The sequence below is a fragment of the Ewingella sp. S1.OA.A_B6 genome (assembly GCF_049889095.1).
Classification (GTDB): Bacteria; Pseudomonadota; Gammaproteobacteria; order Enterobacterales; family Enterobacteriaceae; genus Ewingella.
Map to the genome: position 1 here is coordinate 211,715 of NZ_JBLJFK010000001.1, position 15,185 is coordinate 226,899.

Annotated in this window: 14 protein-coding genes; 6 read left to right on the top strand and 8 right to left on the bottom strand. The window is 51.9% G+C overall.

The window, feature by feature from the left end:
• Positions 1-59: 59 nt before the first annotated feature.
• Positions 60-1,181 carry a ribosomal protein uL16 3-hydroxylase gene (locus tag ACMV8I_RS01040; RefSeq protein WP_498863380.1) on the bottom strand — a complete coding sequence of 374 codons (1,122 nt, stop codon included), beginning with the start codon at positions 1,179-1,181 and terminating at the stop codon, positions 60-62.
• Positions 1,182-1,343: 162 nt separating this feature from the next.
• Positions 1,344-2,723 (bottom strand): NAD-dependent succinate-semialdehyde dehydrogenase, encoded by a 1,380-nt coding sequence (locus tag ACMV8I_RS01045; protein ID WP_498863381.1) that lies wholly within the window; start codon positions 2,721-2,723, stop codon positions 1,344-1,346.
• 310 nt (positions 2,724-3,033) lie between these two features.
• Here ACMV8I_RS01045 and ACMV8I_RS01050 point away from each other — a divergent pair, with 310 nt between their 5' ends.
• The gene (locus tag ACMV8I_RS01050; RefSeq protein WP_498863382.1) at positions 3,034-3,363 is read left to right on the top strand and encodes a DHCW motif cupin fold protein; all 330 of its coding nucleotides are present in this window, start codon (positions 3,034-3,036) and stop codon (positions 3,361-3,363) included.
• 60 nt (positions 3,364-3,423) lie between these two features.
• Positions 3,424-4,521: a D-alanine--D-alanine ligase gene (ddlA, locus tag ACMV8I_RS01055; protein WP_498863383.1), complete on the top strand. Its 1,098-nt coding sequence runs from the start codon at positions 3,424-3,426 to the stop codon at positions 4,519-4,521.
• A gap of 225 nt (positions 4,522-4,746) precedes the next feature.
• On the opposite strand, the gene bhsA (ACMV8I_RS01060) is transcribed toward ddlA, so the two are convergent.
• The 3 genes from bhsA (ACMV8I_RS01060) to ACMV8I_RS01070 form a co-directional block, all read right to left on the bottom strand.
• Positions 4,747-5,004 (bottom strand): multiple stress resistance protein BhsA, encoded by a 258-nt coding sequence (gene bhsA, locus ACMV8I_RS01060; protein ID WP_498863384.1) that lies wholly within the window; start codon positions 5,002-5,004, stop codon positions 4,747-4,749.
• Between the two features lie 174 nt (positions 5,005-5,178).
• Positions 5,179-5,436, bottom strand: coding sequence for a multiple stress resistance protein BhsA (gene bhsA / locus ACMV8I_RS01065; protein ID WP_498863385.1), 258 nt, complete (start codon positions 5,434-5,436; stop codon positions 5,179-5,181).
• Positions 5,437-5,851: 415 nt separating this feature from the next.
• Entirely contained in the window at positions 5,852-6,106 is a 255-nt protein-coding gene (locus tag ACMV8I_RS01070) for a hypothetical protein (protein ID WP_498863386.1), read from the bottom strand.
• A 176-nt stretch (positions 6,107-6,282) separates the two neighbouring features.
• Between ACMV8I_RS01070 and ACMV8I_RS01075 the strand changes: the two genes are divergently transcribed.
• Complete coding sequence (locus tag ACMV8I_RS01075) at positions 6,283-6,942, top strand: TetR/AcrR family transcriptional regulator (protein ID WP_498863387.1); 660 nt, start codon at positions 6,283-6,285, stop codon at positions 6,940-6,942.
• Between the two features lie 118 nt (positions 6,943-7,060).
• On the opposite strand, the gene abgT is transcribed toward ACMV8I_RS01075, so the two are convergent.
• The 3 genes from abgT to ACMV8I_RS01090 form a co-directional block, all read right to left on the bottom strand.
• On the bottom strand, positions 7,061-8,584 hold the full coding sequence (abgT, locus tag ACMV8I_RS01080; protein WP_498863388.1) for a p-aminobenzoyl-glutamate transporter: 1,524 nt from the start codon (positions 8,582-8,584) through the stop codon (positions 7,061-7,063).
• A 91-nt stretch (positions 8,585-8,675) separates the two neighbouring features.
• Positions 8,676-10,127 (bottom strand): M20 family metallopeptidase, encoded by a 1,452-nt coding sequence (locus ACMV8I_RS01085; RefSeq protein WP_498863389.1) that lies wholly within the window; start codon positions 10,125-10,127, stop codon positions 8,676-8,678.
• Entirely contained in the window at positions 10,127-11,443 is a 1,317-nt protein-coding gene (locus ACMV8I_RS01090) for an amidohydrolase (RefSeq protein ID WP_498863390.1), read from the bottom strand. Before ACMV8I_RS01090 ends, ACMV8I_RS01085 begins: the two co-directional genes overlap by 1 nt.
• A 178-nt stretch (positions 11,444-11,621) precedes the next feature.
• On the opposite strand from ACMV8I_RS01090, the gene ACMV8I_RS01095 reads away from it, so the two are divergent.
• The 3 genes from ACMV8I_RS01095 to osmF all read left to right on the top strand — a co-directional run bounded on the left by ACMV8I_RS01095 (position 11,622) and on the right by osmF (position 15,184).
• Positions 11,622-12,518 carry a LysR family transcriptional regulator gene (locus ACMV8I_RS01095; RefSeq protein ID WP_498863391.1) on the top strand — a complete coding sequence of 299 codons (897 nt, stop codon included), beginning with the start codon at positions 11,622-11,624 and terminating at the stop codon, positions 12,516-12,518.
• Between the two features lie 140 nt (positions 12,519-12,658).
• Positions 12,659-13,765: a suppressor of fused domain protein gene (locus ACMV8I_RS01100; protein WP_498863392.1), complete on the top strand. Its 1,107-nt coding sequence runs from the start codon at positions 12,659-12,661 to the stop codon at positions 13,763-13,765.
• 477 nt (positions 13,766-14,242) lie between these two features.
• Positions 14,243-15,184 carry a glycine betaine ABC transporter substrate-binding protein OsmF gene (gene osmF / locus ACMV8I_RS01105; RefSeq protein ID WP_498863393.1) on the top strand — a complete coding sequence of 314 codons (942 nt, stop codon included), beginning with the start codon at positions 14,243-14,245 and terminating at the stop codon, positions 15,182-15,184.
• Position 15,185: the final 1 nt, after the last annotated feature.

A 15,185-nucleotide genomic window follows, 5' to 3' on the forward strand; every position in this document is an offset into this window, starting at 1 on the left:
GCAGCCCATCTTTAATGGAGGCTGCCTTTTGTTATTATTGGCGTCGTTAAACGGCGATTTTATTGGTCGAAATACCAGTAACCTTGGTTCACAAGGTCGGTGAGTACAGCCATGAAAGCGGAGTCTTGCACTGCATCGCCCAGCTCTTTACGTCCTATTAGGGTGAAACGGCACAGCGCATCCGCTGCGTCATGGTGGAATGTTTCCAGTGGTTCACTGTTAACGAAGAAGCGTTCGCCAACGTTCAGTACGCGCAGACCGCTTAAGCGAGTCAGATTGTCACCTTGCATAAGGGCATCGGCGATTTCCTGTGCCTCATAAGGTGGCTCTGCAGGCGCAATGTCCAGCTCATGTCGCGGCGTGGTCGCAAAACGGCCAAACCACTGCTTGAAATCTTCTGGCTGGTCAATCAGCTCATGCATCATGCCGCGTACACGTTCCAGCTCATACTCTTCAACTTTACCCACATGGTCGCGCAGCGTTAAGTCAGGATCGCTATAGTGTTCGCTGCCAAGATCCTTTTCCAGCGCATAGTCAGCAAAGCTGCTGATTAAGTCCCGACTGTTAGGGCCGCGAAAACCCACCGAATAGTTGAAGGCCTCGGTATGGGTAAACCCATCGTGCGGGAAACCCGGCGGAATATATAAAATGTCACCTGGTTCAAGGTCTTCATCAATAATGGGCGTAAATGGCTCAACGTGTAACAAGGCCGGATGTGGACAGAACTGTTTTAGCGGCAATTTATCGCCGACACGCCAGCGACGGCTGCCCATACCCTGAATGATAAATACGTCATACTGATCGATATGAGGCCCAACGCCGCCGCCCGGCACTGAATAGGAGATCATGAGATCGTCTAAACGCCAATCGGGCAATACGCGGAAAGGGCGCACCAGTTCCGCAGAGGGAGCATGCCAGTGGTTTACCGCCTGCGCAAGCAGTGACCAACCGGTATCACCCAGACCATCAAAGTGTTCAAAAGGCCCGTTGCTGGCCTGCCATTGGCCATTCGTATGACTGACCAGACGGCTGTCTACTTCAGTCTCCATTGCTAACCCGGCCAGTTCGTCAGGTGTAATGGGGTCAATAAAATCAATGAACGCCTTTCTTAATATCACCGGTCGTTTTTGCCAGTATTGTTCTAAAAATTCTTGCCAGTCCAGATTGAGTTCATAAGCCATGTTGAGTTACCCGTGGGAAGACAAACGGCCACGATTATAGAGAGAATGAGGCACGATGTGCTTTGTCATGGGTCAAGGCTTCGGGTGTGACACGTTGGAAAGAGGGCGGGAATTTGATTTCCCTCTCAGGTTACTGAGAGGGAAGAGGTGAGGAGAGAGAAATTAAGACTTAGCGGTCAGTACAACGAGTTTCTGATTCACAAACTCTTTGATACCCAGATCTGACAGCTCACGGCCAAAACCTGAACGTTTCACACCACCAAATGGCAGCTCCGGCGCAGTGTCGGTCGGAGAGTTAACATACAACATGCCAGTTTCAATTTTAGTCGCCAGTTTACGCGCGCGGTCCATGTCTTTGGTGAACAGTGCACCACCCAGACCATAGTTTGAGTCATTGGCCAGTTTGACCAACTCTTCATCGTTTTTAACCACGTAAACCTGCGCCACCGGGCCGAAGAACTCTTCGAAATAGGCCGGATTATCACGGGTGATGTGGGTCAAAATGGTCGCTTCAAAGAAGTTACCCGGGTTGTTCTCTACTTTTTTACCACCGAAGTGCAGCTTGGCGCCATTTTTAACCGCCTGATCAACCTGTTTGGCCAGCGTTTTCAGCGCATCAGCGGAAGAGAGCGGGCCAAGCGTAGTGCCGGCATCTAACGGGTCGCCGATTTTTAGCGCTTTAAAGTGTTCAGTGAATTTCTTCAGGAATTCATCGGCGACTTTTTCATGAATAATAAAGCGCTTGGCGGCCGTACAAACCTGTCCGGCATTAGAGACACGGGCCTGCGCCCCTGCTTTGGCCGCGTGGTCGATATCAGCATCTTCCAGTACGGCGAAAATGTCATTACCGCCCAGTTCCAGCGTTGATTTCTTCAGTTTACTGGCAGCCTTTGCAGCCACAATAGCACCGGCTTTTTCAGAACCGGTCAGTGCCACGCCCTGCACACGGTCATCTTCGATGATATTGGCGACCTGATCCTGCGAGATAAACAGGTTGGTATAAGCCCCTTTTGGCCCACCTGCTTCGGTCACCAGCTTCTCAAAGGTTTCCGCACAGTGTGGAACGATGCTGGCATGCTTGACGATAACGCTGTTACCGGCGGCGAGATTCGGTGCCAGCACGCGCATTAACTGGTAGAAAGGGAAGTTCCACGGCTCAACGGCCATGATCACACCAATCGGACTGTGCTCCACCCAAGCTTCACCCAGGCTCGATTTGTACGGCACAGGTTTGAGGAACGCTTCTGCGTTGTCGGCGTAATATTTTGCTATATCAGCACACAGCTTCACTTCGCCGCGGCTCTGCTCAATCAGCTTGCCCATTTCGACACTGACGATTTCTGCCAGTTCTTCCACGCGGGATGACATCAGATCCGACAGTTTATGCAAGACTTTCAAGCGCTGCTGCATGTCGCCCTGACCCCAGTCTGACTTATAAAGGGCATGTGCTGCATCCAGTGTCTGCTCAACTTGCTGGTCATTATGTGTTTGATATTCTTTGATAAGCTTGTTGTTGAACGGATTGATTGTTTGATAAGGCATGGAGTGCTCCTTGTTTTGAACGTATGCAATAAGCCTAGTCGAAGAAATGAGACATTTGTCTCATAGTCATCTTTCGCAACACACCCGTTTGACTGTTTTTAAGCATATTGGCTTAGCCCGCACCACGTCTGACCTGGAGCGCAATGCTCAGATAAATCGGCTTTACTCAACTTTTCATCTTCCGGCTTGCAACCTCCTATTTACCCACTATTTCTACAAATCGTCAGGTGATCAGGGAACAGTGATTGATAAATACCATGCTCACTTTTATGCTGGATTTCTTTTCCCTTTTACAAAAGCAGATAAACGCATGAAGCTTGTAGATATCCCTTTCTGCACCACCGACTGGAGCCAGATCGTGCCGACGGAACATGCAGGTGAAACGGGTCTGGCCTTGTGGCGTACCCAGCATTTTGGTGAGGTTCGTGTGCGTATTGTTGAGTATTCGGCGGGATATCTGGCTGACCACTGGTGCAGTAAAGGCCACGTGCTTTTCTGTCTGGAAGGCGAATTGCAAACCCGGTTGGATAATGGGCGAATTTTCACTCTGACGCCGGGTATGAGTTATCAGGTGGCCGATGATGCCGAAGCGCACCAGTCTTCCACCGTTAAAGGCGCAAAACTTTTTGTTGTGGACTGATCGTTCAACTGAGCGGTCAGTGTTGCCACTGTGCAGAATATTGATTTCGAGGAGTCGTGGATGAGTAAATTACGCGTAGGTATCATTTTTGGCGGCAAGTCTGCAGAGCATGAAGTGTCATTGCAGTCGGCAAAAAACATCGTCGATGCCATTGATAAGAGTCGCTTTGATGTCACGCTGCTGGGGATCGATAAAAAGGGGGAGTGGCACATTAATGATGCCAGTAACTATTTAATCAATGCTGAAAACCCGTCGCTGATTGCCCTGAACCGTTCGAATAATCAGGTCGCGCTGATCCCCGGTCAAACTGAAAACCAGCTGATTGAAACCGGCAGTGCCAGTGCGCTTTCACAACTGGACGTTATTTTCCCTATTGTTCACGGCACGCTGGGGGAAGATGGTTCGTTGCAGGGTTTACTGCGCATGGCGAATATGCCTTTTGTCGGGTCGGGCGTATTGGGTTCTGCGGTCAGCATGGATAAGGACGTGACCAAACGTCTGCTACGTGACGCCGGCTTGAATGTTGCCCCTTTTGTCAGCCTGACGCGCAGTAATCGCCAGCGGCATACTTTTGAAACTGTCTCCCAGTCGCTTGGCTTGCCGTTGTTTATCAAACCGGCCAATCAGGGATCTTCCGTGGGAGTCAGTAAAGTCACTGACGAAGCCGGATATATCACAGCTGTAGACCTGGCCTTCGATTTCGACCACAAAGTGCTGGTGGAGTCCGCCATTGTTGGTCGCGAAATTGAGTGCGCTGTGTTGGGCAATACCCACCCGCAGGCCAGCGTGTGTGGAGAAGTGATCCTGCATGATGAGTTCTACTCTTACGACACCAAGTATATCAATGAGCAGGGTGCATCGGTTGCCGTTCCGGCGGATTTACCGCAGGAAATCCATGACCGCATTCGCGCCATTGCTTTACAGGCCTTTGACGTGCTGGAGTGCCGTGGTATGGCGCGGGTAGACGTGTTTCTTACCGCGCAGGGTGATGTGATAATTAATGAAATTAATACGTTGCCAGGGTTCACCAATATCAGCATGTACCCTAAATTATGGGCCGCCAGCGGTCTGGGTTACAGCGAATTGATCACCAAACTTGTCGAACTGGCGCTCGAACAACATCAACAAGACAGCCAGCTAAAAAGCGCTGCGCACTGATATTTAGCCATAGTGAAATCGAAGGGCAGAGAATTTCTCCTGCCTTTTTATTTGATGATCCGTCTGACGCGTTTGCCGGTTAGATTGGCTGCGAGATAAAAGCAGGAGAGTGTGTTTTTTCGAGGAGTAGCGCGAGGAGTAGCGAAAGAATACGGAATATAAATGGCAGGCACGAAAAAGGCGGCAAACGCCGCCTCTTCTGCATACTGCTCTAATACTCAGTACTTATTTGTATAGCTCAGCAGTACCGTACAGACGGTTGTCGCCGGAAGCCGAGATGATGCGGTATGAACTTGCACCATTGGCTTCAGCTTTTGCCGCCAGTTTGTTTTCCAGACTGCTCAGGTTAGAGCCTGCTTGCGCGCTTACCACACCAATAGCCTGTGAACTAGCGGGTGCAGACTGAACCTCTGTTGCTGCCAGAGTAGTGAATGAGGCGGTAGCCAGGGCGATTGCTGCAAATGTCATTGCGATGTTTTTCATGATAAATACCTTTTGTGTTCTTTGTTATTCTGCGCATCAGCAGGTGATAAGTCGGTTAAACACTTTGTTTAACGTTCGATAATTAAATCTTAGACTTGGATCACATTCAGTGCAATATATTTATTTATTAATCGTTAACTAATTGTGCGGTTGTTGGTTTAACCCGCACAACTGTTATTTGTACAGTTCAGCAGTACCGTGCAGGTAGTTATCACCGGATGCACCGATAATGCGGTATGAGCTTGCGCCAGCTTCGGTAGCTTTAGCATTCAGCTCACGTTGCAGACTGGAAAGGTTATTACTTGAATTGGCACTGATAACACCGATTTTCTGTTGGTTAGCGGGTGCTGAATCAACCAGAGTTGCTGCCATTGGAGAGAAAGATACGGCGGCCAATGCAAGTGCTGCGAGCGTCATTTTTACGTTTTTCATGATGTCAGTTCCTGTTCGTTAATCTGGATAAGTCTGTTTGGGATTCGGTCAACGTTATTAGTTAACGTTCGATAAGTTAATGTTAGCGACTGATCGATTCCTGTGCAAGATGTTTTTTTAGTAATCGTTAACTAATCGTGCTGTGACTCAGATCACATTAAAGATGGTTGGTAGTGATTGATTTCTTAAATTTGGTGAGTAGTGAGGCTGTTCACTTATTGATAAGGAAATTGCGGGGTATCTATTGGTTGTCATAAATGATTATTTAATGAGTGATAACTTAAAGGTTGGTTTGATCGGCTGAGGGTGTTAAAAACGATACGGTGTCTCGCGAGTGACATAAGCAGAGAAAGATAAGGCAACATTATGTCGCCTCGTTACTCGCCTGGCTGGAGCAAGGTTCAGATCAAACCTCTTAGTAGTAAACAGGAGGATGATTGGCTGAACCCGCTGGAGCAGGTGGCATTGCCGGTGAAGTCGGAATACGTTGCTGGGAAGACTTGCCGTTAGCAAAGCGACCAGGGTGACAAAAGTTGCTGTCTCCGGTCACATTGACCATGGCGACTTCCTGACTCTGGGTTGGCATCATGATAACCTGCTGTGCGGCAACATTAGCAACCGGGACAGCGCTTAGCGCCATGACTGCCAGAAGGATTTTGAGATTGCGCATGATGTGTGTCCTGAGATTCTTTGCTGATTATAGCGTATGACTTGCTGATGGGAGCTATTTACTTATCGCTCGATAATTAAATAATAATCTCTACTGGACTTGTGCGCAACTATTTTTAATAATGATCGTTACATTAATAAGCAACCAGACCCACTGGGGTGATGGAGGGAGGGTGTATGAGCACTGAACAGACGGCTTTGGTCCGGAAATGTCGCGGTCGCCCAAAACAGTTCGATCGTGGAACTGCTCTGAGCAAGGCCCTGAATTTATTCTGGCGTCATGGCTACGAGGCCACCTCATTAGCGGATTTGGTCGAAGCTACCGGTGCGAAAGCGCCTACTCTGTATGCAGAATTTGGTAATAAAGAAGGGTTATTTCGCGCAGCCGTTGAACACTATCTGGCAACCTTTTACGAAAAGAGTTTCTGTCTGCTAAGCAGAACAGATTTGTCCGTCGAGCAGGCTATAGAACAGTATCTGCGTACTACGGCGGAGTTGTTTACCGACTGCGATACTCCAAGCGGTTGCTTCATGATCAGCGCCTCTTCAGGTATGTCCTCTTCCTCTCAGGACATTGCAGAGATGCTGCGTGGCCGGCATCTTTCTCAGGAACGCACCTTGTTTGAGTATTTTGAGAAGAAGAAACTTACGGATGAAGTGCCGAAGAGTACTGATAGCGCACTGTTAGCCAAATATATCGCCTGTACCATTCAGGGTATGTCCGTACAGGCACGTGATGGCGCCAGCGCTGAACAGCTTCACCGCCTGATTGATCTGGTCCTGGTCCTGTGGCCTGAGCTGAATAAAGCGACTGCTGAGAAACCGCTCGCGCATTAAGTTTACATCGAGTTCCATTACGTCCCTGAAGACGTAAAACGCAACGCCAGGTAATGGCTATTTTCCAATAGCTCGACCTGGCGTTTTTACTTTATGTTTTGCTACAGCGTACTACGTACTAGATATGCGGATAAACGCCCGGCCCGATAGGCAAGCCAAGCAGATACCAGCCCACCAGCATCAGCAGCCACACCACGAAGAATACAATCGGATACGGCAGCACCAGCGAATAATAGGTGCCGAGTTTCGCCTCTTTGTTATATCGCTGGAGGAATCCGAGGAACAGCGGCACAAACGGTGACATCGGTGCCAGCGGGATCACCGAGGAATCGGCGACGCGGAAGACGATCTGCGCGAACGCTGGATGGAAGCCGAGCAGCATAAACATCGGCACAAAAATCGGCGCGAGGATCGACCAAATCGCCGAGCCGCTGGCGATAAACATGCACAGTAATGCTGACAGAAATATCAGCCCGAGGAACGCCGGAATACCGGTCATGCCGAGATTTTCCAGCACATCCGTCAGCCCGATCGCCATAAACTTCCCCATATTGCTCCAGTTAAAAAACGCCACAAACTGGGAGAGCGGAAATATCATCACGATAAAACCTGCCATCGATTTCATCGGGTCAATCAGCAAATCCGGCACGTCGTTGGCACTGCGTATCTGTTTGGTCACCATGCCGTAGGGGATAGAAATCACGAAGAAGAACAGAATAATCAGCGGTACTATGCCCTGAATAAACGGTGAAGGGATGATGCTGCCGGTTTTCGGATTACGCAGCGGCGCGGCTTCGGGCACCACCATCAATGCCACCAGCCCGATGAACACCAGCGCTGCAATGCCGCTTGCCATCAGCCCGCGGTTTTGTAGCGGCGTCAGTTTTTTCATCTCTTCATTGCGCTCACCGCGGTACACCGGCAGACGCGGCTCGACGAATTTGTCAGTGAGGAGTGCGCCGACGACGGTTAGTACAATCACCGAAGCCGCCATAAAGTACCAGTTATCGATCACGCTGACCTGAATCGCCGGGTTAATTGCTTTTGCCGCCTCGGTACTCAGGCCGGAAAGCAGTACGTCGGTGGTGACGATCAGCAGGTTGGCGGTAAAACCACAGCCGACGCCGGCTATCGCCGCCAGCAGTCCGGCCACCGGATGACGTCCGACCGCCAGAAAAATCAGCGCGCCCAGCGGCGGCATCACCACCAGCGCGGCATCCGATGAAATATGGCTGAAGAAGGCGATGAAAATCACCATATAGCTGGCGTAGCGGGCATTCACTTTGGATGCCATTTTGTACATCAGGCTTTGCAACAGCCCGACGCGCTCGGCCAGACCTGCGCCAATCACCAGCGCCAGAATCGATCCCAGCGGAGTAAAGCCGCTGAAGTTCTTGATGACGTTCGGCAAAATCCACTGAACACCTTCCACGCTGAGCAAATTTTTAACGTGAATAATTTCACCGTTACTCGGGTTCACCGCCGCGATATTCAGCCATGAGATCACCGCACTGGCGATCATCAGCACCGCAATCAGATAAACAAACAGCAAAAACGGATTGGGAATTTTATTCCCCACACGCTCAACCCACTGAAGAAATCCCCCCGGGCTTTGGCCGGGATCCTGCGCATCAACACTCATCTTTTACCCTCTGTTGTGTTTACTTTTTTATATTTATTCCGCTCATCCGCGCCGGAACGGGGCGCAGATGAGCGGTTTACTCATCAAAGATTTATTTCAGCGGCGAAGGTTTCACACCGGTCGGGATAGGGCAGTGATACGGACGACGGGCGCGCAACGCGTCGCGCTCTTTCTGGCAGGCAGCCAGTAAATCCGGTTGAGTGAACAGCGCGATGGCGGTGGAGGACATCACTTTTGCCGCCAGGCACATGCCTTTGTGCGCGATGGATGTGCGCCCCTGCGAGACGATTTGCCAGGTGTGCAGCGGCGAACCGACGGCGAAGCAAGGGCTGAAACACTGCGCCGTCGGCACCAGCCAGCTGACGTCACCGACGTCGGTCGAACCGTACAAAATGTTGTTATTCGGTCCGTAGGGCGCGACGGCGTCGGTCAGTGGTGAATGGCGCAGCGTCTCGGCAAATTTCACGCCTTCTGCGTCGCTGGTGCGGGAAATATTCAGCAGATTATTATCGATATCCTGTTCGGTCAGCGTGGCGTGAATCGATGCCGCAAATGCCTGCTCTTCGGGGGTGTAATGCGGTGTACCAAAAGCCTGCACGTACTGGTACATCGCGCTTTCCAGCGTGCGGTTCGGCACGTAATTAGAGCAGGCCTTATCGAAACGCATCGACATGGTGGTGCCGGTCATCAGCGCGGCACCTTTGGCGATATCCACCACGCGGTCGAAAATCGCCTGCGCCTGATCCATCTGCGGTGCGCGCACCAGATACAGCACTTCGGCATCGGCCTGCACTACATTAGGTGAAATGCCGCCCGCGTTAGTGATGGCGTAATGCAGGCGTGCTTCCTGAATAATGTGCTCGCGCAGGAAGTTTGCACCGGTGTTCATCAGCGTCAGGGCATCCAGCGCGCTGCGGCCCAGGTGCGGCGCAGCAGCGGCGTGTGAGGACACGCCTTTAAAGCTGAACGACGCCTGAATGTTAGCCAACGTCTGGTTGCTGAACATGCCGCTGTAGGTTTCCGGATGCCACGTGAGCGCGGCATCGACATCATCAAATAAGCCTTCACGCACCATAAAGGTTTTGCCGGAACCGCCTTCTTCGCCTGGACAGCCATAAAAGCGCACCGTGCCCTGAATTTTTTCGTGCTCCATCCAGGCTTTTACCGCCAGTGCGCCACCGAGCGCTGCGGTGCCAAGCAGGTTATGGCCGCAGCCGTGGCCGTTACCGTTTTCCACCAGCGCTTGTGGTGTGTTGCATCCGGCTTTTTGGCTAAGGCCTGCCAGTGCATCGAATTCGCCGAGCAGGGCGATCACCGGTTTGCCGCTGCCGAAGCTGGCGATAAATGCCGTCCCCATGCCGCCCACGCCGCGCTCGAGCATAAACCCGCTGGCTTCCAGTTTGTCGGCCAGCAATGCCGAAGAGAATGATTCGGCGAAGCGCGTTTCAGGAGTGTCCCAGATAGCGTCGCTGATTTCAGCCAGAGCGGGCTGCTGGTTATCAATAAAGTCGTTGATGAAGTTAACGATATGCTGCTCTGCCATCATTTCTCTCCTTCGAATTCAGCGATGTTTAACGCCAGCGCGGCCAGCATTTTAATGCCCTGAGCCATCACTTTTTCATCGAAATCAAACCGTTCATTGTGATGCCCTGCACTGAGATCGGTGCCGAAAATCACATAAGAGGCTTCGCCGCCGCGCGCTTTGACACGTTCCATCATATAGGTGGCGTCTTCAGAACCCGCTGCGCCCTCCTGGCGGTCAATGATGGCGTCGAACTCACCGAGCTTTTCTGCCTGTCGGTGGATGTAATTCACCCAGGCCGGTGTCGGTGTGCTGCTTTGCGCCGCTCCCATCAGTTTGATATTGAATTCCACTTGGTGCATTTCAGCCGCGCCGGAAATTACTTTCAGCGCCTGCTGATAAATGAATTCGTTAACCTCATTGGTGGATCCACGCGTCTCGACTTTCATCATTGCGCCGGATGCGATGACATTACGACCGGTGCCCGCTTGCAATACGCCGACGTTCACCCGCGAACTGCCACCGCTGTGGCGCGGGATTGCATGTAAGCCGAGCGTGGCCTGTGCCGCCGCCAGCAGGGCGTTGCGGCCTTCTTCCGGCTTACCACCCGCGTGTGACGCCACGCCGGTGAACTGTACGTCGAGCTTGGTGGTTGCCATAAACGTGTCGTTGCCGCACACAAGGTGATTGGCCGGAACGCCGGTACCGATATGTACCGCCGTGAAGAAATCCACGTCATCGACCACGCCCGCCTCAACCATCGATTTCGCACCACGTGTGCCTTCTTCGGCTGGCTGGAAAATTAGCTTGATGATGCCGCACAACTGGTCGCGCATCTGCATCAGCACTTCCGCCAGACCCAGCCCGATGGTGGTGTGCCCGTCGTGGCCGCAGGCGTGCATCATGCCGTCATTGGTTGAGGCAAACCCTTCGCGGAACGGACGATGTTCCTCTTCGAGTACTTCGAACAAATCCAGCGCGTCCATGTCTACCCGAAATCCCATCACCGGGCCGGGGCGTCCGGTGTTCAGCGTGGCGACAATGCCGGTGAAACCGCCGGAGAAATGCGGCATCCAGCGGGCAATCGCTCCCTGTTCCAGCGCACGCTGTTCCTGCTCGGCCAGCACGGCCGTGGAGGGAAGACCCATACGCGAATCGGCGTCGATCACCTCTTTACCCAGCTTCAGCGAGTAACCGAGCTTTTCCAGCCGGTCAGCGACCAGCGTGGAGGTGCGAAATTCCAGCCAGCCAGATTCGGCGTATTTGTGCAGGTCACGACGTTGTGTTTGCAGGGTAGGGAACAATTTTTCAACGCGTTCAGAAATCTCATTTACCATCACGGACTCTCTTTTTTTACAGATATGCAGGCTTTCTGCGGGGGATGCAGAAAGGAGGAAACCTAAATCTGGAAGGGGCTCGACCGGCCTTATATGATTTTCAATGTACATAAAGCATTCAGGGCATATAAGATGCCAAAATCTTCTTAGTGATAATCAGGGGTTATCAAAGAAACTCATGCCATCACAAATTAAAATGCATCAGCTGCGGGCGTTTGTGTCTGTGGCGCGTCAGGGCAGCATTCGCGCCACCAGCCGGATGATGAATCTGTCACAGCCCGCGCTGACCAAATCGATTAAAGAGCTGGAAGAGACTCTTGGGGCGAGATTATTTGTCCGCCGCCGTCAGGGCGTGACGCTAACTGACTGTGGCGACGCGTTTTTTAAGCGTGCTAGCCTGATTCTGGAAGAGCTGCGGGTGGCGCAGGAAGACATTACTCAGCGCCTCGGCGGCACCAGCGGAAGGGTGAATATCGGTGTGGGGGCAAGTATTGCCCGCACTATCATGCCGGAGGTGATCGACCGTTTTCACCGCGAATTCCCCAACGTGAAGGTGCGTATTGCTGAGGGGCAACTGGTGTCGATGATCCCGGAACTGCGTCAGGGCGAGCTCGATTTCACGGTGAATACTTATTATCAGGGCCCCTTTGATAACGAACTGTTATATGAAAAGCTTATGGATAAAGAGTACCGCGTGGTCGCCAGGCGTGGGCACCCGATGCAAAACGCGCGTTCGATGCAGGAGCTGTTGCACTGCGACTGGACGCTGCCAACGCCGCGTGGCAGTTACTACAAACTGCTCAGCGAAGTGTTCAGTGACATGGACGCCGAACCGAATATCAGCGTGATTTGCGAGACGTTTATGTCCTGCACCAGCCTGATCGCCAAAACCGATTTTCTCAGCGTTTTATCGGTGGATGTCATTAACGATCCGGTGATTGGCCAGAGTTTGGTGGCGCTGGCTCTCGATCTGCCGCTGCCGACCGCGACCTTTTACCTCATTCAGCGACGTGATACCACACTGACGCCGATGGCGGCACATATAGCGCAGCTGTTTCGGCTTTACTGCCGCTAACGGTGCTATTTTGAGAAAAAAGCGCGCGTTTTGATGATTTATCGAGGATTTTTGGGAATATTGCCCGTTATCGGGCTGGCTTATACGTTCTACACTGACCATAACAGGGAATAATAAGCTTCCTATATTGCCGAGGTCATATGCGCCAGTCAGATATTCTCGTTGAAGTGAGTAACGACAAACAAACACTGACCGCGTTGGTCGAGCAGGATGACCGCGTGTCTTATTTCTATATTTACGCCCGTGAAGATTTACGTGACCGTTTTCCGCGCATGCGAGCCTGTTGGATCCGCAATCTTTCTCCTGCCCCTTTGCAAGACGATCAACACGCCATGGATAATGGTCAGGCACCGATGCTGGCCGCGCAGTATTGCCGCAGTCTTGAAGCCGAAGCGCCGCTAGATCCTGCCCATATTCAGATCCTGTGGAATGAAAGTGATGACGGTGCTGCACTTTGGTATCAGGGCTTGTTGCTGGCGGTTATTCCCGGCTGGAGCCTGTATATTGATCACGCCGTATGCTATTCGGCTGGTTGCATTAAACAGAACCCGCTGACCTTTCCTCTGGGCTCTGCATCGACTAACACCCAATACGAACTGGCTGATAAAACCCGTCAATTCTGGCGTGACTGGCAGCAGGAAGATCAAAGCCCGTGGGTGAATATTCAGCGAAAATTCCTCGCCAGCTATGAAAATCGCTTTGGGTCGTCGGTGAAATATTATGGCATCGATCAGGGTAGCTGGCCGCCAATGGCGATTTCCCAGCATGAAGATGATGATAATTATTACTTTTTCACCCTCGGCATGAGCATCCGACCGATGCCGCAAATCGATATTGTTTTCAATGATGAAGCCCGTGAACACCGGCGTATTGAGCTGGCGTTTGCCGTTGGCAAAGAGTATGTGAATGAAGAGAATGCGGTGCAGATGGCCAGTGCGCTATCCGGTTACGCGCAACTGCCATGGACCACACTAAGCTGGCTTGGGGAAGGACATACGCTGATTTCGCCGATGGCGCCGTTGGGCTATGAAGGTCACGTCGTTTCCTCGGCGCTTTGTTCACCGTCGAGCAAAGTCTCTCTGCCGTACAACTTTGGTGACCCGGTTAACCTGTTCTGGATTAGCCCGATTTTCAGCGCCGAACGTGAACTGGCACTCTCGCGGCCCAATGGCGGTTTTGACCTGGTCGCCGCGATGATTGAGCAGGGCGCAAGGCATGTGTTTACGCCGAGGGAATCGGTAATTTAGTTTTTGAATTCAAATTCAAATTCAAATTCAAATTCAAATTCAAATTCAAATTCAAGGTCGTGGGCGTCGGCCCACACCGACCAAAGGGTCACTCGACCCTTTGGAATCCCCGCTTTTTAAAAACAGCAGCTGCGCAGGTTGGGATAGCCGTGTTTCAGCCACCGTTGTTATAGCCGCAAAATGTCGCCGCTACGCGGTTCCTTCCCAGCGGGTTACAACCCGCGTAAAAAGACACGCGGTTTTTCACCTCTTGCTCAGCGCCATTTTTGAGCGCGGCCCACACTTTTAAAATCGCACTGGGTCTGCTCCTTCCCCTCTCACGAGGGGAATGTCGGGAGGGGGGGTTAAGTTCTAGTCGGTGGCAAGACAATATCTCTAACGTTGGCTCAAGTCCGCCGTAAAAATTGGTCTATTCTTGATCAAACACAGTTTTTAACGAATTGAATCATGACGGATAACCCGATTAGAGGAAATAACATGGTTTTTATAACAGGACGTATGCGTGGAATAGCAGCTGCGGCGACGCTGGTGCTGATGTCCGCCTTAAGTTTCAGTGTGCAGGCCGCTGATGGTGCGGTGCGTGTCGGGTCGAAAATTGATACCGAAGGGTCACTGCTCGGTAACCTGATCATTCAGGTTCTCGAAGCCAACGGCATCAAGACCACCAACAAGCTGCAACTGGGGAACACCAAGGTACTGCGTGGGGCGATCACCGCCGGTGAGATTGATATCTATCCGGAATACACCGGTAACGGCGCATTCTTTTTCTCTGATGAAAAAGATCCGGTATGGAAAGATGCCCAAGCGGGTTATGAAAAAGTGAAAAAGCTTGATTACGACCAGAACAAAATTGTCTGGCTGGATGCTTCACCTGCCAATAACACCTGGACCATCGCCGTGCGTCAGGATGTGGCCAAGGCTAACCATCTGCAAACCCTGGAAGATCTTGGCAAGTGGATAAACGGTGGCGGTGATTTCAAGCTGGCGGCCTCGGCTGAATTTATCGAACGCCCGGATGCCTTACCGGCGTTTGAAAATGCTTACGGTTTCAAGTTGAAGCAGAACCAGCTGCTGTCGCTGGCAGGTGGTGATACTGCGGTGACGATTAAAGCGGCGGCGGAGAAAACCTCCGGCGTCAATGCAGCCATGGCCTACGGCACCGACGGCCCGGTGGCGGCACTGGGTTTGCAAACGTTGGGCGATCCTAAAGGCGTTCAGCCGATTTATGCCCCTGCGCCGATCGCCCGCGAATCCGTGCTGAAAGCGCATCCGAACATTCCTGAACTGCTCAAGCCGGTATTTGACTCGCTGGATGGCCCGACGCTACAAAAACTCAACGCTAAAATTGCCGTAGGTGGCATGGATGCGAAGAAAGTGGCGGCGAAATATCTGCAGGAAAAGGGCTTTGTGAAAAAATAAG